The 23,081-nt window shown below is 63.2% G+C and carries 20 protein-coding genes; 4 read left to right on the forward strand and 16 right to left on the reverse strand.

What is annotated here, in order from left to right; translation table 11 throughout:
* Window positions 1-214: 214 nt before the first annotated feature.
* A complete protein-coding gene (locus HDG32_RS10085) occupies window positions 215-3,190 on the forward strand; it encodes a TrlF family AAA-like ATPase (protein WP_221307687.1) in 2,976 nt (991 codons plus the stop codon).
* Window positions 3,191-3,204: 14 nt separating this feature from the next.
* Here HDG32_RS10085 and HDG32_RS10090 read toward each other — a convergent pair whose 3' ends face one another.
* The 4 genes from HDG32_RS10090 to guaB form a co-directional block, all read right to left on the reverse strand.
* Window positions 3,205-4,476 (reverse strand): tyrosine-type recombinase/integrase, encoded by a 1,272-nt coding sequence (locus HDG32_RS10090; RefSeq protein WP_184066139.1) that lies wholly within the window; start codon window positions 4,474-4,476, stop codon window positions 3,205-3,207.
* 325 nt (window positions 4,477-4,801) lie between these two features.
* Window positions 4,802-6,385, reverse strand: coding sequence for a glutamine-hydrolyzing GMP synthase (gene guaA, locus HDG32_RS10095; protein ID WP_013089680.1), 1,584 nt, complete (start codon window positions 6,383-6,385; stop codon window positions 4,802-4,804).
* 215 nt (window positions 6,386-6,600) lie between these two features.
* On the reverse strand, window positions 6,601-7,344 hold the full coding sequence (locus HDG32_RS10100) for a hypothetical protein (protein WP_184066142.1): 744 nt from the start codon (window positions 7,342-7,344) through the stop codon (window positions 6,601-6,603).
* A gap of 6 nt (window positions 7,345-7,350) precedes the next feature.
* Window positions 7,351-8,811 (reverse strand): IMP dehydrogenase, encoded by a 1,461-nt coding sequence (gene guaB / locus HDG32_RS10105; protein ID WP_184066145.1) that lies wholly within the window; start codon window positions 8,809-8,811, stop codon window positions 7,351-7,353.
* 317 nt (window positions 8,812-9,128) lie between these two features.
* On the opposite strand from guaB, the gene HDG32_RS10110 reads away from it, so the two are divergent.
* Window positions 9,129-10,115 carry a DMT family transporter gene (locus HDG32_RS10110; protein WP_184066148.1) on the forward strand — a complete coding sequence of 329 codons (987 nt, stop codon included), beginning with the start codon at window positions 9,129-9,131 and terminating at the stop codon, window positions 10,113-10,115.
* Between the two features lie 69 nt (window positions 10,116-10,184).
* Here the strand turns inward: HDG32_RS10110 and HDG32_RS10115 are convergent, their stop codons facing one another.
* Both HDG32_RS10115 and HDG32_RS10120 read right to left on the reverse strand, forming a co-directional pair.
* Complete coding sequence (locus tag HDG32_RS10115; RefSeq protein ID WP_184066151.1) at window positions 10,185-10,517, reverse strand: RnfH family protein; 333 nt, start codon at window positions 10,515-10,517, stop codon at window positions 10,185-10,187.
* Window positions 10,514-10,951, reverse strand: coding sequence for a type II toxin-antitoxin system RatA family toxin (locus HDG32_RS10120; protein ID WP_018417666.1), 438 nt, complete (start codon window positions 10,949-10,951; stop codon window positions 10,514-10,516). Before HDG32_RS10120 ends, HDG32_RS10115 begins: the two co-directional genes overlap by 4 nt.
* 100 nt (window positions 10,952-11,051) lie before the next feature.
* Here HDG32_RS10120 and smpB point away from each other — a divergent pair, with 100 nt between their 5' ends.
* Window positions 11,052-11,498, forward strand: coding sequence for an SsrA-binding protein SmpB (smpB, locus tag HDG32_RS10125; RefSeq protein ID WP_013089686.1), 447 nt, complete (start codon window positions 11,052-11,054; stop codon window positions 11,496-11,498).
* Window positions 11,499-11,598: 100 nt separating this feature from the next.
* On the opposite strand, the gene HDG32_RS10130 is transcribed toward smpB, so the two are convergent.
* The 3 genes from HDG32_RS10130 to ppsA form a co-directional block, all read right to left on the reverse strand.
* Entirely contained in the window at window positions 11,599-12,546 is a 948-nt protein-coding gene (locus HDG32_RS10130; protein WP_184022647.1) for an SPFH domain-containing protein, read from the reverse strand.
* Window positions 12,547-12,633: 87 nt separating this feature from the next.
* A complete protein-coding gene (locus HDG32_RS10135; RefSeq protein ID WP_090805347.1) occupies window positions 12,634-13,089 on the reverse strand; it encodes an NfeD family protein in 456 nt (151 codons plus the stop codon).
* 118 nt (window positions 13,090-13,207) lie between these two features.
* A complete protein-coding gene (gene ppsA, locus HDG32_RS10140) occupies window positions 13,208-15,610 on the reverse strand; it encodes a phosphoenolpyruvate synthase (RefSeq protein ID WP_184066154.1) in 2,403 nt (800 codons plus the stop codon).
* A 515-nt stretch (window positions 15,611-16,125) separates the two neighbouring features.
* Here ppsA and HDG32_RS10145 point away from each other — a divergent pair.
* Window positions 16,126-16,941, forward strand: coding sequence for a pyruvate, water dikinase regulatory protein (locus tag HDG32_RS10145; protein ID WP_184066329.1), 816 nt, complete (start codon window positions 16,126-16,128; stop codon window positions 16,939-16,941).
* 58 nt (window positions 16,942-16,999) lie between these two features.
* Here the strand turns inward: HDG32_RS10145 and HDG32_RS10150 are convergent, their stop codons facing one another.
* The 7 genes from HDG32_RS10150 to HDG32_RS10180 form a co-directional block, all read right to left on the reverse strand.
* On the reverse strand, window positions 17,000-17,788 hold the full coding sequence (locus tag HDG32_RS10150; RefSeq protein WP_090800571.1) for an RNA methyltransferase: 789 nt from the start codon (window positions 17,786-17,788) through the stop codon (window positions 17,000-17,002).
* 92 nt (window positions 17,789-17,880) lie between these two features.
* The gene (rnhB, locus tag HDG32_RS10155) at window positions 17,881-18,630 is read right to left on the reverse strand and encodes a ribonuclease HII (RefSeq protein WP_184066157.1); all 750 of its coding nucleotides are present in this window, start codon (window positions 18,628-18,630) and stop codon (window positions 17,881-17,883) included.
* Window positions 18,627-19,796, reverse strand: a complete 1,170-nt coding sequence (gene lpxB / locus HDG32_RS10160) for a lipid-A-disaccharide synthase (RefSeq protein WP_184066160.1) — start codon at window positions 19,794-19,796, stop codon at window positions 18,627-18,629. Before lpxB ends, rnhB begins: the two co-directional genes overlap by 4 nt.
* 3 nt (window positions 19,797-19,799) lie before the next feature.
* A complete protein-coding gene (gene lpxA, locus HDG32_RS10165; protein WP_184066163.1) occupies window positions 19,800-20,588 on the reverse strand; it encodes an acyl-ACP--UDP-N-acetylglucosamine O-acyltransferase in 789 nt (262 codons plus the stop codon).
* Between the two features lie 100 nt (window positions 20,589-20,688).
* Window positions 20,689-21,153: a 3-hydroxyacyl-ACP dehydratase FabZ gene (fabZ, locus tag HDG32_RS10170; protein WP_006048683.1), complete on the reverse strand. Its 465-nt coding sequence runs from the start codon at window positions 21,151-21,153 to the stop codon at window positions 20,689-20,691.
* Window positions 21,154-21,339: 186 nt separating this feature from the next.
* Window positions 21,340-22,452, reverse strand: coding sequence for a UDP-3-O-(3-hydroxymyristoyl)glucosamine N-acyltransferase (gene lpxD / locus HDG32_RS10175; protein ID WP_184066166.1), 1,113 nt, complete (start codon window positions 22,450-22,452; stop codon window positions 21,340-21,342).
* 94 nt (window positions 22,453-22,546) lie between these two features.
* Complete coding sequence (locus HDG32_RS10180) at window positions 22,547-23,068, reverse strand: OmpH family outer membrane protein (protein WP_026225318.1); 522 nt, start codon at window positions 23,066-23,068, stop codon at window positions 22,547-22,549.
* Window positions 23,069-23,081: the final 13 nt, after the last annotated feature.

Here is a 23,081-nt window from a genome sequence, read left to right on the forward strand (position 1 = left end):
TACCTGCTATTTATGCCCTATATATTAGGCTTTTTTTAGGCGCAGCGCAACTCTGACGCGTGGAAACAGAATCTAAGAATTAGGCAAAATCTTTGATAATGCCTTATATTTTAGGCATTTTAGGGACAAACATCGCGCTCGCTGGCTACGCAACAGGAGTGTGGCGGGTACGTCCCTCCTCAGAAGAACACCAAAAGAGGACTCCGTGGCCAACATGTTCGACGTGCAAAGCAAACGAGGCTCGATCTGGCATCGCTGGGACCCTCACATTCACACACCCGGTACCGCCCTGAACGACCAGTACGTCGGTCCAAATCCTTGGGCAGCCTTCCTGGACGCCATCGAAGCGTCGAATCCGCCGATTCGCGCGATGGGTATCACCGACTACTTCGGCATTGAACGCTACCAACAGGTCGTCGACGAAAAACACCGTGGACGTTTGCTTGGCGTGGGTCTGATATTCCCCTACGTCGAGCTGCGACTCGGGATCGAAACCGCGAAGGCATCGGCGGTCAACGTTCACCTGCTCTTCTCGCCGCATGATGCCGACCACATCGACCGGATCAAGCGCTTCCTGCTGGAGTTTGAGTTCCCCTATCTGGGCGAGTCCTACCGCTGCCAACGCAGCGACCTCATCCGCCTGGGCCGCGCCCACAAACCAGACCTGACGGACGACGAAGCGGCCCGGTCCGAAGGTGCCAATCAGTTCAAGGTGAACTTCGACCAGCTCAAGCAGGCATGGTCAAAGAACGAGTGGGTCAAGAAGAACACCCTAATCGCCGTCGCCGGCGGGGAGAAGGACGGAACATCCGGCCTGCGCGACACCACCGCCTCGTTCGCGGCGCAGCGCAAAAACGTCGAGGGCCTTGCCCACATCATCTTCAGCGCCAATCCCAAGCAGGTCCGCTTCTGGCTAGGTAAGGAATCGGCCACCGTCGAAGAACTCGAAAGCCAGTACAACGGATGCAAACCTTGTTTGCACGGATCGGACGCGCATTCGCTCGCAAAGGCCGGTAAGCCTGATGGCGACCGCCGCTGCTGGATCAAGGGTGACTTGATGTTCGACTCGCTGCGCCAGGCCTGCATCGAACCTGAGGAGCGTGTTTCCATCAGCGCAGAGCCACCGCGCGGCGCATTGGACAGCCATGCCATCAACTCGCTGTCTGTGACGAATGCGTCCTGGATCGCGAATGGTGCCGTTGAACTGAACGCGGGACTGGTTGCCGTGATCGGCGCGCGGGGCTCGGGAAAAACCGCCTTGGCCGATCTCATTGCGGCAGGCGGTCTTGCGCTCTCCCCTCATTTGAACGAGCGCTCTTTCATTCTGCGCGCGAAACAACATCTCAGTGACAGCAAAGCCGAGTTGCAATGGGCGTCTGACGAAAAGACTGGCAACGAACTCGACCAGACCGACATGGAGGATTTGCTGGCCAGCCCGTATGTCCAGTACTTGTCGCAGCAGTTCGTCAACCAACTCTGCTCGGCGGAAGGCTTGAATGATGCCTTGGTCACGGAAATCGAGCGCGTGATCTTCAATGCCCACCCGCTCAACGAACGTCAAGGTGCCGATTCTTTCCAGGAGCTGCTGGACCTTCGTCTGGAGACGTCCCGTCAAAAGCGCGAACGTCAGCAACAGGCCCTGACCAGGGCATCCGCGGACCTCACCGACGCCCGTGTCAAGAAAGATGGCCTCAAAGCGCTCGAGAAGGACCGGGACGAGAAGAAACGTGCTATCGACAAGGACAAGACCGACCGCAAGTCGCTGGTTGCCAAGGGCAACGAAGAGCGCGCAAGGCGCCATGAACAGGTTTCGCTCGCGGTCGATGCGAAGCGTCAGCTAGTAGACCAAGCCAAGCGCCGACACCAGGCTCTGCTTCACTTGCAAAACGACGTGCGCGACTTCCGCACCCGTCAGGCACCATCTCTACTCGCCGACCTAAAGCAAGAGCGTGAGCATGCCGGCCTCAGTACCCCTGACTGGGAAGCCTTCCGGCTCGACTATGCCGGCCCGGTTGACACGTTATTGACCGAGCGCATCAAACAGGCGAACCTACTTGTCACCGCGCTCCAAGGCCCCTCGAAAACCGATGCGGTGGCTCAGGGCAATCCCGACCCGACCGCCACGCTGATCCCCGTGGACGTGAATCTCGCGGATCAATCGCTCTCACTCCTTGAGCGGGAACTCGCTCGCCTGCGCACGCTGGTCGGTGTCGATGCACAGAACGCCAAACGCTTCACCACTCTTTCGGACAAGATCACCAAAGCCGAGGCCAAGCTGACAAAAGCGCTGCAGCAGATCGAGCGCATCCAAGGCGCAGACGAGCGCATCCGCGCGCTGGTCGACGCGCGTCGCAGCGCCTACGCCGCCCTCTTCGAAGCAATCGTCGAGGAAGAGCGGGAACTTGCGGATCTCTACGCGCCTATCAAGACGCGCATCGATGAGGCGGCAGGCTCGTTGTCGAAACTGTCGTTCTCGGTACGTCGAAATGTGGACCTTGCGCAGTGGGCCGCCAAGGGTGAAGATCTATTGGACCTGCGAACCAACGGTCCTTTCAAGGGGCGCGGCGAGTTGCTGCGGGCGGCGCGCGCCGGGCTCATGGCGGCGTGGGCAACCGGTGACGCTACGCAAGCCGCCACAGCCCTGCTCGATTTCGTCAAGGCCAATGAGGCTGCGCTCCGGACCCACATGCCGGAGAACGCCGAGTTCCGCGCATGGGCGCGCAACATTTCGGACTGGCTGTACAGCACCGATCACATCACTGTTGGCTACGGCTTGCAGTATGACGGCGTCGATATCGAGCAGTTGTCACCTGGCACACGCGGCATCGTCTTGCTGCTGCTGTACTTGGCCATCGATGCGGAAGATGACCGACCACTGATCATCGATCAGCCCGAAGAGAACTTGGACCCTCAGTCCATCTATCAAGAACTGGTGCATCGTTTCCGCGACGCCAAGAAGCGGCGCCAGATCGTCATCGTGACGCACAATGCCAACTTGGTGGTGAACACCGATGCGGATCAGGTGATCGTGGCACAGTGTGGGCCACACAGGCCCGGCCAGTTGCCGCTCATTACGTACGAGAGCGGCAGTCTCGAAAACCCACTCATCCGACAGCACGTGTGCGACATCCTCGAAGGTGGGGAGCGCGCCTTCAAGGAACGCGCCAAACGTTTACGGGTAACTATTTGATCGGCGATCTGAAGCTACGATCTCCAGCCATGACCACCACCAACATGTACGGGAGCCGCCAAGTTTTCCGGAAGCAGCTTCGGAACGTAGATCTGCTCGTTGATCCAGGCATCCACCATGTCCGCCCACTCTTGCAACATGTGGCGCCGCTGCTCGGCGTACTCGGCCTTGTTGTAGATCGAGCGCGAGGACCGTCCGTCTTCATGCGCCAGGCACTTCTCGATCCAATCCCGGTTGAAGCCCAACTCGTGCAGCAACGTAGATCCAGTACGGCGCAAGTCGTGAACGGTAAACGGCTCCAGTGGTAAGCCCGCGACTTTGGCCCTCTCGACCACGAGCTGCGTGACTCGGTTCAGGGTCGCCTTGGACATGCAACTGTCAGCGTTGTAGCGTGACGGCAAGACAAACTTGGAACCGGCCGCACAGGTATGCAACGCCACGAAAATGTCGAGCGCCTGGCGTGAGAGATAAACCACGTGCGGCCTCCTCCCCTTCATTCGCTGCTTTGGAATCGTCCAAGTAGCCTTCTCGAAATCGACCTCGTCCCAAGTCGCCTCGATCAGTTCACTCTTTCGCACCAACGTCAGCAAGATCATGCGCAACGCTAGCCGGATCGTCGGATAGGTAGCCACGAACTCTAATTGCTTGGACATCAGGTGGATTTCCTGCGGAGACAAGGCACGATCCTTCGGCACGAAAGTCGCAATGGAAGCCGCATCTACGCTATCAGCAGGATTTGCCACCTTCTCCCCATGCTGATTCCCGTAACCATATATCTGCTTCACAAGGTCCCGAATTTGAACGGCGGTGGCTGTTGCGCCTCGCGCTCTCACGCGCATGCACAGAGCGCGTAGATCCTCCCCATGGATTTCGCCAAGAAGGCGTTTATTGAACGCCGGCAAGATGTCGCGATCCAGTACGCCCTTTCGCATCGAGCGGGTCGACTCGGCCATGGTGGCCCCATAAAGCCACCGGGTGGCATGATCGCTGAAAGTCCGGGTCTCCGGTCCACGCCCCTTCTCTCGCTGCTTCTGTAGCGCTGGCGAAGTACCCTCGCCCAGCAGCCGCCTGGCACGTCGCAGTTTTTCTCGCGCTTCGGCTAGTGAAATGCCTCCGAAGCCGTAACGGCCTATGGTCAACGTCTCTCGTCGGCCATTGATCCGGTAGTCGTATCGGAAGGTAATAGTGCCTTTCGGCGAAACGACGGCGTACATGCCATCGCGATCGGCGACCTTGTAAAGGATCGCGCGGGGTTTCAAGTTCCGCAGGGCAAAGTCTGTAAGCACGAGAATAGTCTCCTGATTGAAACGGCCAATTGCCGTCACCTATCACGAGACCTACATGCCCTTGCGAGCCCGAATAAATCCTGATGTCTAAGAGGAAGAACTACCGTCACAGACGGTAGTTCTTCCGAGGCTACGCCAACCCCACCCAAAAGAGCTTGCGCACCCCGTCGAATTTACCGTCAGCTTCGCTGACTGGGCGTGCCTAAAGGGTGAAAGCCCACACGAAGCACCCTTTAGAATCAACAACCTAGAAGAATCACACTCTCGTTAACTATCTTTGAGTGATTTTCCACGCTGTTGATTTATATGGGGAAATCCATTCCCCCTACTCCCACTCGATCGTCGCAGGCGGCTTCCCCGAGATGTCGTAGACGACCCGGTTGATCCCGCGCACTTCGTTGATGATCCGGTTCGACACATGCCCAAGCAGTTCATGCGGCAGATGCGCCCAATGCGCGGTCATGAAGTCGAGCGTCTGCACCGCGCGCAACGCGACGACGTACTCGTAGGTGCGCCCGTCGCCCATCACGCCGACGCTCTTGACCGGCAGGAACACCGCGAATGCCTGGCTCGTCAGGTCGTACCACGACTTGCCGGTTTCCTTGTCGATCGTGTTGCGCAGCGTCTCGATGAAAATCGCGTCCGCGCGGCGCAGCAGGTCCGCGAAATCGCGCTTCACTTCGCCGAGGATCCGCACGCCCAGACCCGGACCCGGGAACGGATGGCGATACACCATCGAGTGCGGCAGACCCAGCTTCACGCCAAGCTCGCGCACTTCGTCCTTGAACAGCTCGCGCAGCGGTTCGAGCAGCTTCAGGTTCAGCGTCTCCGGCAGACCACCGACGTTGTGGTGGCTCTTGATGGTTTGCGCGGCCTTCTTGCCCTTGCCCGCCGATTCGATCACGTCCGGATAGATCGTGCCTTGTGCCAGCCACTTCGCGTCGGTCAGCTTGCCGGCTTCGGCCTGGAACACTTCGACGAACTCCGCGCCGATGATCTTGCGCTTCGCTTCAGGATCGGTCACGCCGGCGAGCTTGCCGAGGAATGCTTCGCTCGCGTCGACGTGAATCACCTTCACGCCAAGGTGATCGGCGAACAGCGCCATCACCTGCTCGGCTTCGTTCAGGCGCAGCAGGCCATGGTCGACGAACACGCAGGTCAGTTGATCGCCGATCGCGCGGTGCAGCAGCGCCGCCGCCACCGACGAATCCACGCCGCCCGACAAGCCCAGAATGACGTGCTCGTTACCGACCTGCTCGCGAATCTTCGCGACGGCTTCGTCGATGTAGTGGCCCATTTCCCAATCGGCCTTCGCGCCGCAGATCTGCAGCACGAAGCGCTCGAGCATCGCGCGGCCCTGCACCGTGTGCGTGACTTCCGGATGCCATTGCAGGCCATAGAAGCGGCGCTGCTCGTCGGCCATCGCGGCGATCGGGCACGATTCCGTCGATGCCATCAGCGCGAAACCCGGCGGCATCTCCAGCACCTTGTCGCCGTGGCTCATCCATACCTTCAGCATGCCGTGGCCTTCGGACGTGGTGAAGTCGCTGATGCCTTCGAGCAGGCTCGTATGGTTGCGCGCGCGCACTTCGGCGTAGCCGAATTCGCGCAGATGACCGATGTCGACCTTGCCGCCGAGCTGCTGCGCCATCGCCTGCATGCCGTAGCAGATGCCGAGCACCGGCACGCCGAGTTCGAACACGGCTTGCGGCACGCGCGGCGTGTCTTCCTCGGTGACCGAGCTCGGGCCGCCCGACAGAATCACGCCCTTCGGCGCGAAGTCGCGGATGAACGACGCGTCGACGTCGTACGGATGGATTTCCGAATACACGTTGGCTTCGCGAACGCGACGTGCAATCAGTTGGGTGACTTGCGAACCGAAGTCGAGAATCAGGATCTTGTCATGCATGGCAGCGGACGGAATCAGAAGTGAGCGGATACGGAATGCCGCGCGCGAGGCGCGGCGTCGAATTCAAAGCGGTCCGCGCGGCGACGGTCTTGGCGCGGCGCGGACAGCCAACATTACGATGAAGCACAAGGGCGCGGCCAACCACGGACCTCGCCGCCTGCGATGCGCGCGAACGAAATCCGGTAGCTTCGGCAAACGGCCTCGCGCGCGGCGCTTCAATCATGAAACGGCGGGCGGGGTGCGCCGGGCACGTCGTTGCTGGTGTCGCGCGCAGCGCGTTCGGACTCGCTCAGGCCGGGCTCGCTTGCGGCCGGATGAAGCGGCGCGGTAGTGGCAACGGAAGCCGCGGCAGCCGGATTGGCCGGCCGCGTGACCGGCACGACGGGCTCTGGCACCGGCTCGGCGTGAGAGACCGGAAAGCCCGCTGAGGCACGTGGCTCGCGCGCGTTGTCGCGTTCGGGTTCACGCTGCCGTGCGGCATCCTTTTCGGCTTCTTTCGCGGCACGCTTATCGGCACGACTGTCGGCCTTGCTCGACGAGGGCTTGACCACGATCCCCTTCTCGCGCCGCCGCACCGCACCCGACAGTCGCACGCCGCCGAGCCCGATCACCACCAGCACGACACTGGCCAGCACCGCCACCATCTGGCCGAAACCGGTCAGCGACGGCGTATGCAGCCCGAGCAGCCAGACCAGCATCAGCACGCCGATCAGCCAGTGCACATGACCGACGACCTTCGCGACCGTCGAGGTCAGCGCTCCGTCGAACGACGCATGCACCGCGAGCCACGCGAGCCCGATCAGCGCGACGCCGAACGCCTGGCCGACCAGCATCGGCTCCGTTGGCAGCAGTTGCAACGCGTCGTACAGCGAGGTCCACGGCGTCAGCACGAACAGCAGGCCGAACGCCAGCAGCAACAACGCATCGAGGATCAGTACAACGCGCAGCAGTGGCTTCATGGGCGTTCAGTCCACGTGGTAGTTGGGCGCTTCCTTGGTGATTTGCACATCGTGCACATGCGACTCCCGCAGGCCCGCACCGGTGATCTGCACGAACTCGGCCTTCTCGTTCATTTCGGCGATGGTGCGGCAGCCGCAGTAGCCCATGCTCGCGCGCACGCCGCCGATCAGCTGGAACAGGATCGCGTTGACCGAACCCTTGTACGCGACGCGACCTTCGATGCCTTCCGGCACCAGCTTGTCGATGTTGGCCGAGTTGTCCTGGAAGTAGCGGTCCGCCGCGCCGTCCTTCATGGCGCCGACCGAGCCCATGCCACGGTACGACTTGTACTGGCGGCCCTGGTACAGGAATACCTCGCCCGGCGACTCCTCGGTACCGGCGAACATGCTGCCCATCATGACCGCGCTGGCGCCCGCCGCGAGCGCCTTGCTGACGTCGCCCGAGAAGCGCACGCCGCCGTCGGCGATGACCGGCACGCCGGTGCCGTTCAGCGCTTCGGACACGTTGGAGATAGCGGTGACCTGCGGCACGCCGACGCCTGCGACGATTCGCGTCGTGCAGATGGAGCCCGGGCCGATACCGACCTTGACGCCGTCCGCGCCGTGTTCGACGAGCGCCCTGGCGGCCGCGGCGGTTGCGATGTTGCCGCCGATCACCTCGACGTGCGGGAAGTTCTGCTTGACCCACTTGACGCGCTCGAGCACGCCCTTGCTGTGGCCATGCGCGGTATCGACGACGATCACGTCGACGCCGGCCTGCACGAGCAGCTCGACGCGCTCTTCGTTGTCCGAGCCGACGCCGACCGCCGCGCCCGCGCGCAGCTTGCCGTGCTCGTCCTTGCATGCATCCGGGTGCTCGGTCTGCTTGGTGATGTCCTTGACGGTCATCAGGCCGCGCAGTTCGAATGCGTCGTTGATGACCAGCACGCGCTCGAGGCGGTGGCTGTGCATCAGCGCCTTCGCTTCGGCGAGCGGCGTGCCTTCCTTGACGGTGACGAGGCGCTCGCGCGGCGTCATGATGTTGCGCACCGGCTCGTCCAGACGCTCTTCGAAGCGCAGGTCGCGATTCGTCACGATGCCGACGAGCTGCGAGCCCTCGACGACCGGGAAGCCCGAAATGCCATGCTGGCGCGACAGTGCGATCACGTCGCGCACTTTCATATGCGGCGGCACGGTGATCGGATCGCGCACGACGCCCGACTCGAAACGCTTGACCTTCGCGACTTCACGCGCCTGCTCGGCCGGCGTGAGGTTCTTGTGGATGATGCCGACGCCGCCCATTTGCGCCATGGCGATTGCCAGACGTGCTTCGGTGACCGTGTCCATCGCGGCGGACACGAGCGGCATGTTGACGGAGATGTTGCGGGTCAGCCGGGTCTTGAGGCTGGTGTCGCGCGGCAGAACATCGGAGAAGGCCGGGACGAGGAGCACGTCATCGAATGTGAGTGCTGTTTGGATCAGACGCATGGCAAATCCTATAGGCGCAAAAGCGAATTATACGCGATACCACCCCGGTTTTCACTGCGCGAACAGCAGCTTAGCGAATTTCAGACGATTTTTTGCCGCTCCGGCATGCGTCGATTTCGCTTGCCTGTTCGCGTCGGGTTCGAACGGGTTTCGATTGCGCGTTCGCAGGCGAAATCGGGGCAGAGCCGGCGGCATTTTCGCGGCACGTACCCTGTCGAGCGGCGGTCGAGCGGTCCGAATGCAGGATCGAACAAGACGCCCTGCTCGCAAAACCGCTATTCTGCCGGCCATTCCAGTTTATTCAGCAGAGGCAGTCGATGCAGCGCGGTGTCGTATATGGCGTCATGGCCGGAGCCTTGTGGGGCATGGTGTTTCTGGTGCCGCGGGTGCTGCCCGACTTCTCCCCGCTCCTGCTCGTCGCCGGCCGCTACTCGATGTACGGCGTCGTGTCGCTCGCCGCGGCGCTGCCGATCGCGCGTTCGCTCGCCAAACGGCTGAGCCGCGAGGATCTGATCGCGCTCGTCAAGCTCGCGCTGGCCGGCAATATCGTCTATTACCTGCTGCTGACGGCCGCCGTGCACCTGATCGGAATCGCGCCGGCCTCGCTGATCGTCGGCGTGCTGCCGGTCACGGTCACGCTGGTCGGCCGGCGCGATCACGGCGCGGTGCCGCTCGCGCGCCTCGCATGGCCGCTCGCGACCGTGATGGCGGGCATCGTCTGCATCAATATCGACGTCTTTACGGTGGCCGGCGCGGCGCCGGTGAGCATCGCGACGCGCCTGCTCGGCGTGGCCTGCGCGGTGGGCGCGCTCATCTGCTGGACCTGGTTCGCGGTCGAGAACGCCCGTTACCTGCAGCGTCAGACGCATTTCAGCGGCAATGAGTGGTCGGTGCTGTGGGGCGTCGTGACTGGCGCGCTCGGCGGCGCGTTGTGGCTCGTGGTCGCGGTGCTGCCGTCGGGCGGCCCGCAGGGTGAGTTGGCCGACCCGCGCTGGCACACGTTCTGGCTGCTCAACCTCGCACTCGCGATCGGCGCGTCGTGGCTCGGCAACGGCTTGTGGAATGCCGCGGCAAAACGGCTGCCGCTAACGCTGTCCGGCCAGATGATCGTGTTCGAGACGCTGTTCGCGCTGCTTTACGCGTTCATTTACGACGAGCGCCTGCCGCGCCCGCTCGAACTCGCGGCGATCCTGCTGCTGGTGGCGGGGGTCTGGTGGTCGGTGCGCCGGCATTCGGACGACGATTCGTCGGGTGCGGCGCGCATCGAGGGCATGAACGATAAGGCGCAGACGGCGGCGCCTTGAGGTGATGTGACGCGATGATGCAAGACGGGCGGCGCGCGAAAAAGTCCGCCGCCCCCCAACTAGCGCCGCCTAGCGCGAATCCTTGTTCAACCAACGCCGTCCCTCGATCGACCCCGCCTTGCGTGTCTTTTCGACGCGGCGTTGGCGCGACACCTTCGGATCCACCAGCAACGGCCGGTAAATCTCGACGCGATCATGGTCCGCCAGCACTGTATCGAGCGGTTTGAGCTTGCCGAACACGCCCACCTTCTGCGTGTTCAGATCGATCGACGGAAAGCGCTGCAGAATCCCGCTTGCGCCGATCGCCTGTTGCAGCGTCGCGCCCGCGGGCAACTCGACCGCAATCAGCGCCTGCTCGGCAGCGAGCGCATAGCAGACCTCGACCGTTAGCCGCGTGCTCATGACTGACCATAGCGCTGGTTGGCGCGCTTCACGAAAGATTCGACGAAGGTATTGGCGATGTGATTGAACACCGGCCCGATGATCTTCTCGAGCAGGATGCTGGTGAACTCGTAGTGCAGCGCGAATTCGATCTTGCACGCATCGGCGCGCAGCGGCGTGAAGCGCCAGAAACCGGTGAACTTGCGAAACGGACCGTCCGCGAATTCCATGTCGATGCGCGTGGGGCGCTCCATCGAGTTGCGCGTGGCGAAGTGCTGCTTGATGCCCTTGAAGTTGATATCGATCCTCGCCTCCATGCTGGTATCGTCCCGGTGACGGATTTCGATGCCCCCGCACCATGGCAGGAACTTGGGGTAATCGTCGACGTCGGTGACGAGGTCGAACATCTGCTCCGCCGAGTGGCGAATCAAAACGGTTTTCTGGACATCTGCCATAAATTGAACAGCGCGTGGCAACGGTGGACGAGCGCCGCGGGCTTTCCTTGCCCCGCTTTGCTAAAATCGTGATTTTAAACGAGTTGGGCACTTTCCATTCATGAGCATCATAGACAACAGAAAAGCCTTCTACGACTACTCGGTCGAGGAACGCTATGAGGCAGGCCTCGTGCTCGAAGGATGGGAGGTCAAGGCGTTGCGCGCCGGGCGCGGCCAGATCAAGGAAGGCTACGTGGTGATCCGCAACGGCGAGCTGTTCCTGATCGGCACGCACATCAGCCCGCTGCCCGAAGCGTCGACGCACATCCATCCCGATCCGGTGCGCACGCGCAAGCTGCTCCTGCATAGCGAGGAGATCAGCAAGCTGATCGGCAAGGTCGAGCAGCGCGGCTACACGCTCGTGCCGCTGAATTTTCACTACAAGAACGGTCGCGTCAAATGCGAGATCGGTCTCGCGAAGGGCAAGAAGATGCACGACAAGCGCGAGACCGAGAAGAAGCGCGACTGGGAGCGCGAGAAGGCGCGCTTGATGCGCTCGCCGACCTGAACGCGATTCGTTTCCGGCTCATGCAAAAATGGCCCGCGCATCGATGTGCGGGCCATTTGCTTTTACGTCACGCACTCATTGCGCATGCATTGCCCGTTCGTCAGCGCAAGTCGCCGCGCGGCGGCTCCGCTGCCGCCTTGCTCCTGTTCACGATGGTCAGCGCCGACGCGATCATCGAACTCATGTTCGACATGTCGCCCGGCACGATCAGTGTCGTGCCCTGCCTGGCGAGGTTCGAGAACGCGTTCACGTACTGTTCGGCCACCTTCAGATTCACCGCGTCCATGCCGCCGTTCAGCTGGATCGCCGCCGCGATCTTCTGGATCGCCTGCGCGTTCGCCTCGGCCACCGCCAGAATCGCCGCGGCCTGCCCCTGCGCCTGATTGATCGCTGCCTGACGCTCGCCTTCGGACTTCTGGATCGCCGCCTCGCGGCCGCCCGACGCGATATTGATCTGCTCCTGCTTGCGCCCTTCCGATGCCGCGATCAGCGCGCGTTTCTCGCGCTCGGCGGTGATCTGCGCCTGCATCGCGTGAAGGATTTCCTTTGGCGGCGTCAGGTCCTTGATCTCGTAGCGCAGCACTTTTACGCCCCAGTTCGCGGCCGCCTCGTCCAGCGCGGACACGATGCTGTGATTGATGAAATCGCGCTCCTCGAAGGTCCGGTCCAGCTCCAGCTTGCCGATGACCGAGCGCAGCGTGGTCTGCGACAACTGCGTGATCGCGAACACGAAGTTGCTCGATCCGTACGATGCCTTCATCGGATCGGTGACCTGGAAATACAGCACACCGTCGACCTGCAGTTGCGTGTTGTCGCGCGTAATGCAGACCTGGCTCGGCACTTCGAGAGGAATTTCCTTCAGCACGTGCTTGTACGCGACCCGGTCGACGAACGGGAACGCGAAGCTCAGACCCGGCGTCAGCGTCGCGTGATAACGGCCGAGGCGCTCGAGCACCCACGCATGCTGCTGCGGCACGATCTTGATGGTCTGCGACGCGAGCACGATCACGACGATCAGCAGCACTGCCCCGACGATGGTTGAATCCATATCGCTACCCTCCGATTCTGCTTCGAATAGTTGTGCGCAGGTTGGTCGGGCCTGCGTTTTCAGCTTGGGCGGCCGGCGCTCAGATCGTCAGGTCGCGCTCGCGCGCGCCTTCGGCTGCCGGCTCGCGACGACGACGAGGCAACTGCCCCGCAACTCCTTGATCTCGTAGACCTGCGCGTCTTCGGGTTCGCCCGCGGCCAGCTCGATGTCCCATGCCGCGCCACGATAGGTCGCGCGTGCTTTGCGCCCCTGCCAGGCCGGCACGTTCAGCGTCTGCCCGATATCCAGATTGACATCCGGATTGCGCGACGCCTGCTCGCGCCTACGACGGCCGAAGCGCGAGCGTCTGAGCACCACGACCGCCGCGAGCGCAACCAGCGCCGCCACTACGAATTGCAGATCGGTCCCGGCGCCGGCAATGCGCGCAAGCGCGGCCGCGACGAAGCCGAACGCGATCATCAACAGATAGAAGGTGCCGCTCATCAGCTCCAGCACGACAAGCACACCCGCCCCGATCCACCAGAACAGTCCACCAGGCGCCACGTCGACCTCCACAATGCAAAACACCCCGGTTCTACCGGGGTGTTTATAGCACGAAGCGCACGTGCCTTTAACGCGTGCCGAATGCCGCCTGCGAAAGCGGCATTCGATACCTCGCGAGTTACTGCTTCGCCTTTGCGAGCTGCTGCCACGTATCGATGATCGTGTCGGGGTTGAGCGAGATCGACTCGATGCCTTCGTCAGTCAGCCATTGCGCGAAGTCCGGATGATCCGACGGCCCCTGGCCGCAGATACCGACGTACTTGTCGAGACGCAGACAGGTTTCGATCGCGCGCTTGAGCAGGAACTTGACCGCTGGATCACGCTCGTCGAAATCGACCGCGAGCAGCTCCATGCCCGAGTCGCGGTCGAGGCCGAGCGTGAGCTGCGTGAGATCGTTCGAGCCGATCGAGAATCCGTCGAAGTACTGCAGGAACTCTTCCGCGAGGATCGCGTTCGTCGGCACTTCGCACATCATGATCAGACGCAGGCCCTTCTCGCCCCGCTTCAGGCCGAACTTCGCGAGCAGCCCGACCACGCGCTCCGCCTGCTTCAGCGTACGCACGAACGGCACCATGATCTCGACATTGTCGAGACCCATCTCTTCACGCACCTTCTTCAGCGCGACGCATTCCATCTGGAACGCCTCGGCGAAGTCTTCCGCGATATAGCGCGACGCGCCGCGGAAACCCAGCATCGGGTTTTCCTCGTCCGGCTCGTAGCGCGAACCACCGATCAGTTTCTTGTACTCGTTCGACTTGAAGTCCGACATACGCACGATGACGGGCTTCGGATAGAACGCTGCCGCGATCGTTGCGATACCTTCGGTCAGCTTGTCGACGTAGAACGCGCGCGGCGACGCGTGACCGCGCGCGACGCTTTCGACCGCCTTCTTCAGGTCCTGATCGACGTTCGGGTACTCGAGGATCGCCTTCGGGTGCACGCCGATGTTGTTGTTGATGATGAACTCGAGCCGCGCGAGACCCACACCTGCGTTCGGCAGTTGCGAGAAGTCGAATGCGAGCTGCGGATTGCCGACGTTCATCATGATCTTCACCGGAATCGGCGGCAGTTCGCCGCGCTGCACTTCGGTGATTTCGGTTTCGAGCAGGCCGTCGTAGATCTTGCCTTCGTCGCCTTCCGCACATGACACGGTGACGAGTGCGCCGTCCTTCAGCACGTCGGTCGCGTCGCCGCAGCCGACCACGGCCGGCACGCCCAGCTCACGCGCGATGATCGCCGCATGGCAGGTGCGGCCGCCACGGTTCGTGACGATCGCCGACGCACGCTTCATGACCGGCTCCCAGTTCGGGTCGGTCATGTCGGCGACGAGCACGTCGCCCGGCTGCACGCGGTCCATCTCCGACGGGTCGTGGATCACGCGCACCGGACCCGCGCCGATCTTCTGACCGATCGCGCGGCCCGTTGCCAGCACGGCCGACTGGCCCTTCAGCTTGAAGCGCTGCTCGGCCTTGCCGCCGCCCTGGCTCTTCACCGTTTCCGGACGCGCCTGCAGGATGAAAATCTTGCCGTCGCGGCCGTCCTTGCCCCACTCGATGTCCATCGGACGCTGGTAGTGCTTCTCGATGATCACCGCGTACTTCGCGAGCTCGATCACGTCTTCGTCGGTGATCGAGAAGCGGTTGCGCTGTTCGTGCGCGACGTCGACGGTCTTCACGCGGCCCGGCTCGCCCGGCTTCGTGAACTCCATCTTGATCAGCTTCGAGCCGATCGAGCGGCGAATGATCGGGTACTTGCCCTGCGCGAGCGTGGTCTTGAACACGTAGAACTCGTCCGGATTCACCGCGCCCTGCACGACGGTTTCGCCGAGGCCATAGCTCGACGTGATGAAGACGGCGTCCTTGAAGCCCGATTCGGTGTCCAGCGTGAACATCACGCCCGCGGCGCCGACGTCCGAACGCACCATGCGCTGCACGCCCGCCGACAACGCGACTTCAGCATGCGTGAAGCCCTTGTGGACGCGATAGGAGATGGCGCGGTCGTTATACAGCGACGCGAACACGTGCTTCATGCGATCGAGCACGTCGTCGATGCCGACCACGTTCAGGTAGCTTTCCTGCTGACCGGCGAACGATGCGTCCGGCAGGTCTTCCGCGGTCGCGGATGAACGCACGGCAAACGACAGTTCCTCGGGCGAGCTCTGTTGCAACGTGTCGAACCCCACGCGAATGTCAGCCTCGAGCTGCGGCTGCAGCGGCGCGTCGACGATCCATTGACGGATCTCCTTGCCCGCTTCGGCGAGCGCCTTCACGTCGTCGACGTCGAGCGTCTCGAGACGTTTGGCGATGCGTTCGGTCAGATTGTTGTGCTGCAGGAAGTCACGAAATGCGAGCGCGGTGGTCGCGAAGCCGGTCGGCACGCGCACGCCGGCTTCGGCGAGCTGGCTGATCATCTCGCCCAGCGACGCGTTCTTGCCGCCGACGATTTCCACGTCGGTCATCCGCAACTGCTCGAACGGAACTACATACGCCTTGTCCTTTGCGACGGTAACTGCGTTAGTCATACAAGCCCCTAAGTGTGAAAGAAATTCACGGCTGTGCAAGTGGGCTTGAACACGGGTAGCCCATTGGAAGCCTCGACCCCGTGTCTTGCACAACCTGTTAGATAAGCAATCGCCTGGACGGCAGAGATGCGTTGCATGGCGCGCCGGCCATGGAGCACGGGGCGGACGCACCGAAGAACGCGGTTGAGCGGACTTACCGCTCGATCTGTTGCGTTCAACGCATATTGACATTAGATAACGTGACGTTGAACGACCGTTCGCGGCAAGTTAGCGGCCAATCGCCTGCAATTGCTTATCCAACAGGTTGCCGCTATTCTACCGTGCCGACTCCTGAAATGTGGCAGTCGGTCGAGAATTGCGCCTCGAATCGCGCGCCGACCGAGCCAGCCGGCTTTTGCGAGACCGCCCGCGCGGGGCACGAGCGCGGCGCGCCCGCCGCCGCGCGGTTTGATTCGAGCGCGTTGTCGCGCTCGCGCTTTCCGGCTCATTTGCCTTTCACGTTCACAGCTCCTCTGATGCCGCCCACCGTATTCATCGTCTCAGACGGTACCGGGATTACTGCCGAAACCTTCGCGCATTCGATCCTCTCCCAGTTCGACCAGAAATTCCGCCTGGTCCGCGTGCCATTCGTCGACTCGACCGAGAAGGCCTACGCAACGCTCGAAAAGATCAACGAAGCGGTCGCGCAGGACGGCCGTCGACCGATCGTGTTCACCACGCTGGTCGATAGCTCGTCGAATCAGATCGTGAAGGGTTCGAACGCGCTCGTGCTCGACATGTTCCAGACCTTCGTCGAGCCGCTCGAGCAGGAACTGGAACTGAAGTCGAGCCACGCGATGGGGCGCGGCCATCAGAACGCGGACACCGAGGAGTACAAGAACCGGATCGAGGCGATCAATTTCTCGCTCGCGCACGATGACGGTCAATCGAATCGCAATCTCGCAGACGCCGACGTGATCCTCGTCGGCGTGTCGCGCAGCGGCAAGACGCCGACGAGCCTTTACCTGGCGATGCAGTACGGCGTGAAAGCGGCCAACTATCCGCTGATTCCCGAAGATTTCGAACGCGGCAAGCTGCCGACGCCGCTACGCGAGCATCGACAGAAGATGTTCGGCTTGTCGATCGATCCGCAGCGGCTGTCGGAGATCCGTAACGAGCGGCGGCCGGGCAGCAAGTATGCGGCGCCGGAAAACTGCCGCTATGAGATCAACGAAGCCGAAACGATGATGCGGCGCGAGGGGATCAAGTGGCTGTCGTCGACGCACAAGTCGATCGAGGAGATCGCGACGACGATCCTGCAGGAGATCAAGCTGGATCGGCCGTCGTATTGAGGGATGGCCGAGCAGGCGTTGCGTTGCCGGGCCAGAGCCCTCGCAACGCCACTTAAGTCTACTTTTTGCGCCCGCGCTGCTGCCGGCACTGCTCGAACACGCAGACCGCCGCCGCGGCCGCCACGTTCAGCGACTCCATACCGCCGGGCTGCGGAATCGTCACCCGCAACGACACGGCATCGCGCCACGCCTGCGACACGCCCGCCCCTTCGTTGCCGAACACCCACGCGAGCGGCCTGCTCAGGTCGCTGTCATAGATCGCTTCGGCACCGTGCGAATCGGTGATGACGATCGGTACCGCGAGCCGTTCGATCAGCGCACGCGCTTCGACATCCTCATGAATCTGCAACAGGAAGTGCGCGCCCATCCCGGAACGCAGCACCTTCGACGACCACGCGTATGCGGTGCCCGGCGCGCAGAACACGTGCTCGATACCCGCAGCCGCTGCGCTGCGCAGAATCGAGCCGACGTTGCCCGCGTCCTGCACGCCGTCGAGCACGAGACAGTTTTGCTCGACGCGCTCGGGCAGCGGTGCGTCGAGCTTCTCGACGAGCAGCAGAATCCCGACCCCATGCACGACATTCGACAACTGCCCGAACAATGCATCCGGCAGCGTCACGAGCCGATGCTCGTCGATCCGTGACACGATCGCCTGCGCTTCGTCGTGACGCAACGCGCCGTCGGTGACGACGCATAGCTCCGGCTGACCTGCGACGTCCAGATACGTGCTCGCGAGATGGAAGCCCTCGAGCAGCGCGTGGCCGCTGCGGCGCTGTTGATGCGTCGAGCCGGCCAGTGCCTTCAGGCGCTTGTAGAGCGGATTATCCCGCGAGGTGATGGCTTTCACAGGCAGCGAAGGCGGTGAGAAGGGAAAAGGAATCAGCGGCAATCAACGGCACGCAAGCGCGCAGCGCGCTCGAGCCGCGCTGATGGGGTCGGTCACGCGAAGCCGGCTTCGCCGAACGCATCGCCGTCGAGCAGCAGCGCATCGGCCACGACGACGGCGTCCGCCGGCGGCAACGGCACGCCAGTGCCGAACCGCAAATGCGCTTCGCGCACCGGCGCGAACGATCGCCGATGATGCTCGCACGGCCCATGCTCGCGCAGCGCCGCGAGATGCTGCGGCGTGCCATAACCGGCATGCGCGTCGAAGCCGTACATCGGATACGCCTGGTGCAGTTCGACCAGCATGCGGTCGCGCGTGACCTTCGCGAGAATCGACGCCGCCGAGATGCTCTTCACGAGCGCGTCGCCGCCAATCACCGCCTCGCTACGGATGCTGAGCGTCGGGCAACGGTTGCCGTCGATCTTCACGAGCGTCGGCACGACCGACAGGCCCTCGACCGCGCGCTTCATCGCGAGCATGGTGGCGTGCAGGATGTTCAGCGAATCGATTTCCTCGACTGTCGCCGACGCGATGCAGTACGCGAGCGCACGCTCGACGATCTTGTCGTACAGCGCTTCGCGCTTGAGTGCGCTCAGCGCCTTCGAATCGTCGAGGCCACGGATCATCGGTTTGGCGGGATCGAAAATCACCGCCGCCGCGACGACCGGACCGGCCAGCGGTCCGCGCCCTGCCTCGTCGACGCCGCAGACGATGTCGTCGGCGCTCTCGAAGTTCAGGCCGGCTTGCGCCACTACCCGAACGGTGGCCGCGATCTTCCGGCGAGGCGCGCGCGCGGCGGTCATGGCCGCCCTGCCCGCTGCTCGACGACGCTCGCCACGACTTCGGCCGCGCGCTGCGCGGTGTTCTGCTTCAGCACGTGATGCATCTCCGTGAAGATTTCCTTCAGCGTGCGCCGGTTCGCCTCGTCGCGCAACTGTTTCAGCGTCGCCTCGGCGAGCGCCTGCGGCGTGGCGAAGTGCTGCAGGATCTCCGGCACCACGAAACGCCCGGCCAGGATGTTCGGCAGGCCGACGTACGGCAGATAGCCCTGGCGGCGCATGATCTGGCCGGTCAGCCAGGGCACCTTGTACGAAATCACCATCGGCTTTTTCAGCAGCGCGGCTTCGAGCGTGACAGTGCCGCTCTTCACGAGAATCGCGTCGGCGGCGGTCATCGCGAGTTGCGACTGGCCTTCGGTGATGGTCAGCAAGAGGCCCGGATGTGCATCGACGAGCGGCTGCAGCAACGCGCGCAACGCGGGCGTCGCCGCCGGCATCACGAAGCGCACGCTGGGCTCCTGGTGCTGCATCATCTCCATCGCCGCGAAGAACGTCGGGCCGATCAGATCGATCTCGGAGCGCCGGCTGCCCGGCAGCACCGCGATCACCGGCCCGCTTTCCGCGAGACCGAGTGCGCGGCGCGCACCGAGGGTGTCGGGTTCGAGCGGGATCTGATCGGCCAGCGGATGCCCGACGTACGACGCCGCGACACCCGCCTTTTCGAGCAGCGCGGTTTCGAACGGGAACACGCACAGCATGTGGTCGACGGCCTTGGCGATCTTTTTGATGCGCCCGCCACGCCACGCCCAGATGGACGGGCAGACGAAGTGCACGGTCGGAATGCCGGCCTCGCGCAGTGCGTGCTCGAGCCCGAAATTGAAGTCGGGCGCGTCGACGCCGACGAACACGGACGGCGGCTCGGCGAGCAGCTGACGCTTGAGCTCGTTGCGGATACCGAGGATTTCAGGAATGTGCCGCAGTGCTTCGACATAGCCGCGCACCGTCAGCTTTTCCATCGGCCAGTGGGCGCCGAAACCCGCAGCGATCATGCGCGGACCGCCGATGCCGTAGTACTGCGTGGCGGCCGGCAACCGGCTGGCGAGGCCGTCGAGCAGCGACGCGGCGAGCAGGTCGCCGGACGGCTCGCCGGCCACCATCGCGACGCGCAGCGGACTGGGTTGCAACGTCATCGGTTAGCGGATGATGCCGCGCTGCGACGCTTCGACGAACGCGAGCAGCGTCTGCACCGGGGCGTCGCCGTCACCGCCGGCCGAACCGAGTTCCCTCAGTTGCACCTTCGCTTCTTCGAGCGACAGGCCGTTCTTGTACAGCACGCGATACGCGGTGCGCAGCACCGAGATCGCGTCGGCAGAGAAGCCGCGGCGACGCAGCCCTTCGACGTTGATGCCGTGCGGCTCGGCCTTGTTGCCCGCGGCGATCACGTACGGCGGCACGTCCTGCACGAGCGCCGACGCGCCGCCGAGCATCGAATGCGCACCGATGCGCACGAACTGATGCACGCCCGACATGCCGCCGATGATCGCGTAGTCGCCGATCGTCACGTGACCGGCCATCTGCGCGTTGCTCGACAGGATCACGTTGTTGCCGACGTGGCAGTCGTGACCGATGTGCACGTAGGCCATGATCCAGTTGTCGTCGCCGAGCGTGGTGACGCCCGCGTCCTGCACCGTGCCGGTGTGGATCGTCGTGAACTCGCGGATCATGTTGCGGTTGCCGATCACGAGCCTGGTCGGCTCGTCCTGGTACTTCATGTCCTGCGGACGCCCGCCGACCGATGCGTAGTGGCCGATGCGGTTGTCTTCGCCGAGCGTGGTATAGCCTTCGATCACGCTGTGCGAGCCGACCGTGCTGCGCGCACCGATCGTCACGTGTGCGCCGATCACCGCATAGGGCCCGACTTCGACGGATTCGTCCAGCTGCGCGCCCGCTTCGATGATCGCGGTGGGATGGATCCTGCTCATGCGTCCTCGCTTCTGATTCTGTTGCGTTGTGTGGATGGCCTTGCCGCCAGGGCCGCCGCGCGCGCGCCTTGCCGCGCCGCGACCTGCCCCGACGCGGGCTTTACGCGTCTTTGTCCGTGTGGCGCACCGCGCACATCAGATCGGCTTCCGCCGCGACGACGCCATCCACTTCGGCGCGCGCCTTGAACTTCCAGATGCCGCGCATGTGACGCTCGAACGTGCAGTTCAGGATCAGCTGATCGCCCGGTTCCACCACGCGCTTGAAGCGCGCGTTGTCGATGCCGACGAACAGGTACAGCGTGTTCGACGGATCGCTCGGCTCTTCCGAGAACGTCAGCAGCGCCGCGGTCTGCGCGAGGGCTTCGAGGATCAGCACGCCTGGCATCACCGGCCGCGTCGGGAAATGTCCCTGGAAATACGGCTCATTGATCGACACGTTCTTCAACGCTTTGATGCTCTTGTGCGGTTCGAGTTCGAGCACCCGGTCGACCAGCAGGATCGGATAACGATGCGGCAGCAGCGTGAGAATCTTATGAATGTCGAGATTGATTTTTTCGGTGCTCATGGTGTTTCTGCTCACGCATTGACTGCGCGATGATGACTGCGGATGCTGGGTGCAGGTGGGTTGAAAACGCGCACGACCGGCGCCTCTGATGACCGGTGGTCGTGCCACCCGGTCACGGCCACCGGCTTTGCTTCATGATGCTCGACCACTATTTTACGCGGTGCGGATGGGTCGCCGGGATAACTGTCAGATCTTGTTGCCTGCGGGTTGACCTGCGGCGCCGTCAGTGGCATTGCCGGCTTTGTCGACGGTGGCGTTCTCCAGCGCTTTGATGCGATCGCGAAGCTTGTCGATATTGCGCAGCAGCGCGGCGCTTTTGTTCCAGTCCGCGTGGTTCACGGCCGGGAACGCGCTCGTGTACATGCCGGGCTTCAGCAGCGACTTCGACACGCCCGACTTTGCGGTGACGATCACGTAATCGGCGAGCGTCACGTGTCCGGCAATGCCGACCGCGCCGCCGATCATGCAATGACGGCCGATGGTCGTGCTGCCCGCGATGCCCGCGCAGCCCGCGATCACCGTGTAGGCGCCGACCTTGCAGTTGTGGCCGATCTGCACGAGGTTGTCGATCTTCACGCACTCCTCGATGATCGTGTCGGCCATCGCGCCGCGGTCGATCGTGGTGTTCGCGCCGATTTCGACGTCGTTCGCGATCGACACGCCGCCGACCTGCGGAATCTTGACCCAACTGCCGGTGCGTGCGTCGCCCTCGCCGACGAAGTCGGGCGCGAAGCCGAAGCCGTCCGAGCCGATCACCGCGCCCGCGTGGACGATCACGCGCTCGCCGAGCTTGCAGCCGTGGTACACGGTCACGTTCGGATACAGATGTGAGTTCGCTCCGACCCGGGTGCCGCGGCCGATTACGACGTTGGCGTCGAGCCGCGCGTGCTCGCCGATCACGGCGCCCGCTTCCACGGTGACACGCGGACCGATCACCGCGCTCGCGGCGACCTGGGCGGAAGGATCGACGGTTGCGCTCGGATGCACGCCGGGGACCGCCCTCGGCGCGGCCAGGTCGATGAAGGTTTGCGCGATGCGCGCAAAGTAAGCGTAGGGATTCGGCGTGACGATGAAGTTTCGAGCTTCGCGCGAGGCGAGCTTCGCAAGGTCGCCGGCATTGATCAGCACTGCGCCGGCGCGGGTCGTTTCGACCTGCGACAGATACTTCGGATTGGCGAGGAACGCCAACTGGTCCGGGCCTGCCTGGTCGAGCGGCGCAAGACTGCTCACGCGCTGCGCCCCGTTACCGACTACTTCACCGCCGAACCGCTGGACGATGTCCTCGAGCGTAAATGCCATGCCTATCCTGTCTCCAACCTGTTCAATCATTGCGAGGGCGCGCGCCGAGGCGTGCGGGGCGACCGTGCGCCGCCCTCAGTCGCCCTCATTGTCCTTAGTTGCCCGATGCCGCAAGTGCCTTCAGCACCTGGTCGGTGATATCGATGCGCGGGCTCACGTACACCGCTTCCTGGACGATCAGATCGTAGTGCTGCGTTTCGGCGATCTGCTTGATGACCTTGTTCGCGCGATCGAGCACCGCCGCGAGTTCCTCGTTGCGGCGCTGGTTCAGGTCTTCGCGGAACTCACGCTGCTTGCGTTGGAAGTCCGAGTCGAGCTGCGACAGGTCGCGCTGCTTTTGCGCGCGATCGGTCGCCGACATTGTCGCGCCATTCTTGTCGAGTGCATCGGACATCGACTTGAGCTTTTGCGCCATGTCGGCGAGATCCTTGTCCCGCTTCGCGAATTCGGCCTCGAGCTTCAGCTGCGCGGCTTTCGCCGCCGCCGATTCGCGCAGGATGCGGTCGGAATTCACCGCGGCGATCCTCGCCTCCTGCGCGTGCGCCATGCCGACCCCGAGGGTCATTGCCAGCGCCAATGCGCACGCTACACGTTTCGAAAACATACCGGTTAGCAAAGTCATCCTCTCG

The organism is Paraburkholderia sp. CI2, assembly GCF_014201055.1.
Taxonomy (GTDB): Bacteria; Pseudomonadota; Gammaproteobacteria; order Burkholderiales; family Burkholderiaceae; genus Paraburkholderia; species Paraburkholderia tuberum.

Excerpts from the sequence above, each read along its gene's own strand:
- HDG32_RS10085 (WP_221307687.1), top strand. The coding sequence starts at position 215 with ATGTTCGACGTGCAAAGCAAACGAGGCTCGATCTGGCATCGCTGGGAC.
- lpxA (WP_184066163.1), bottom strand. The coding sequence starts at position 20,588 with ATGAGCAGGATCCATCCCACCGCGATCATCGAAGCGGGCGCGCAGCTG.
- HDG32_RS10130 (WP_184022647.1), bottom strand. The coding sequence starts at position 12,546 with ATGGATTCAACCATCGTCGGGGCAGTGCTGCTGATCGTCGTGATCGTG.
- ppsA (WP_184066154.1), bottom strand. The coding sequence starts at position 15,610 with ATGACTAACGCAGTTACCGTCGCAAAGGACAAGGCGTATGTAGTTCCG.
- HDG32_RS10100 (WP_184066142.1), bottom strand. The coding sequence starts at position 7,344 with ATGAAGCCACTGCTGCGCGTTGTACTGATCCTCGATGCGTTGTTGCTG.
- guaB (WP_184066145.1), bottom strand. The coding sequence starts at position 8,811 with ATGCGTCTGATCCAAACAGCACTCACATTCGATGACGTGCTCCTCGTC.
- smpB (WP_013089686.1), top strand. The coding sequence starts at position 11,052 with ATGAGCATCATAGACAACAGAAAAGCCTTCTACGACTACTCGGTCGAG.
- rnhB (WP_184066157.1), bottom strand. The coding sequence starts at position 18,630 with ATGACCGCCGCGCGCGCGCCTCGCCGGAAGATCGCGGCCACCGTTCGG.
- HDG32_RS10115 (WP_184066151.1), bottom strand. The coding sequence starts at position 10,517 with ATGAGCACGCGGCTAACGGTCGAGGTCTGCTATGCGCTCGCTGCCGAG.
- guaA (WP_013089680.1), bottom strand. The coding sequence starts at position 6,385 with ATGCATGACAAGATCCTGATTCTCGACTTCGGTTCGCAAGTCACCCAA.
- HDG32_RS10110 (WP_184066148.1), top strand. The coding sequence starts at position 9,129 with ATGCAGCGCGGTGTCGTATATGGCGTCATGGCCGGAGCCTTGTGGGGC.
- HDG32_RS10145 (WP_184066329.1), top strand. The coding sequence starts at position 16,126 with ATGCCGCCCACCGTATTCATCGTCTCAGACGGTACCGGGATTACTGCC.
- fabZ (WP_006048683.1), bottom strand. The coding sequence starts at position 21,153 with ATGAGCACCGAAAAAATCAATCTCGACATTCATAAGATTCTCACGCTG.
- lpxD (WP_184066166.1), bottom strand. The coding sequence starts at position 22,452 with ATGGCATTTACGCTCGAGGACATCGTCCAGCGGTTCGGCGGTGAAGTA.
- lpxB (WP_184066160.1), bottom strand. The coding sequence starts at position 19,796 with ATGACGTTGCAACCCAGTCCGCTGCGCGTCGCGATGGTGGCCGGCGAG.
- HDG32_RS10120 (WP_018417666.1), bottom strand. The coding sequence starts at position 10,951 with ATGGCAGATGTCCAGAAAACCGTTTTGATTCGCCACTCGGCGGAGCAG.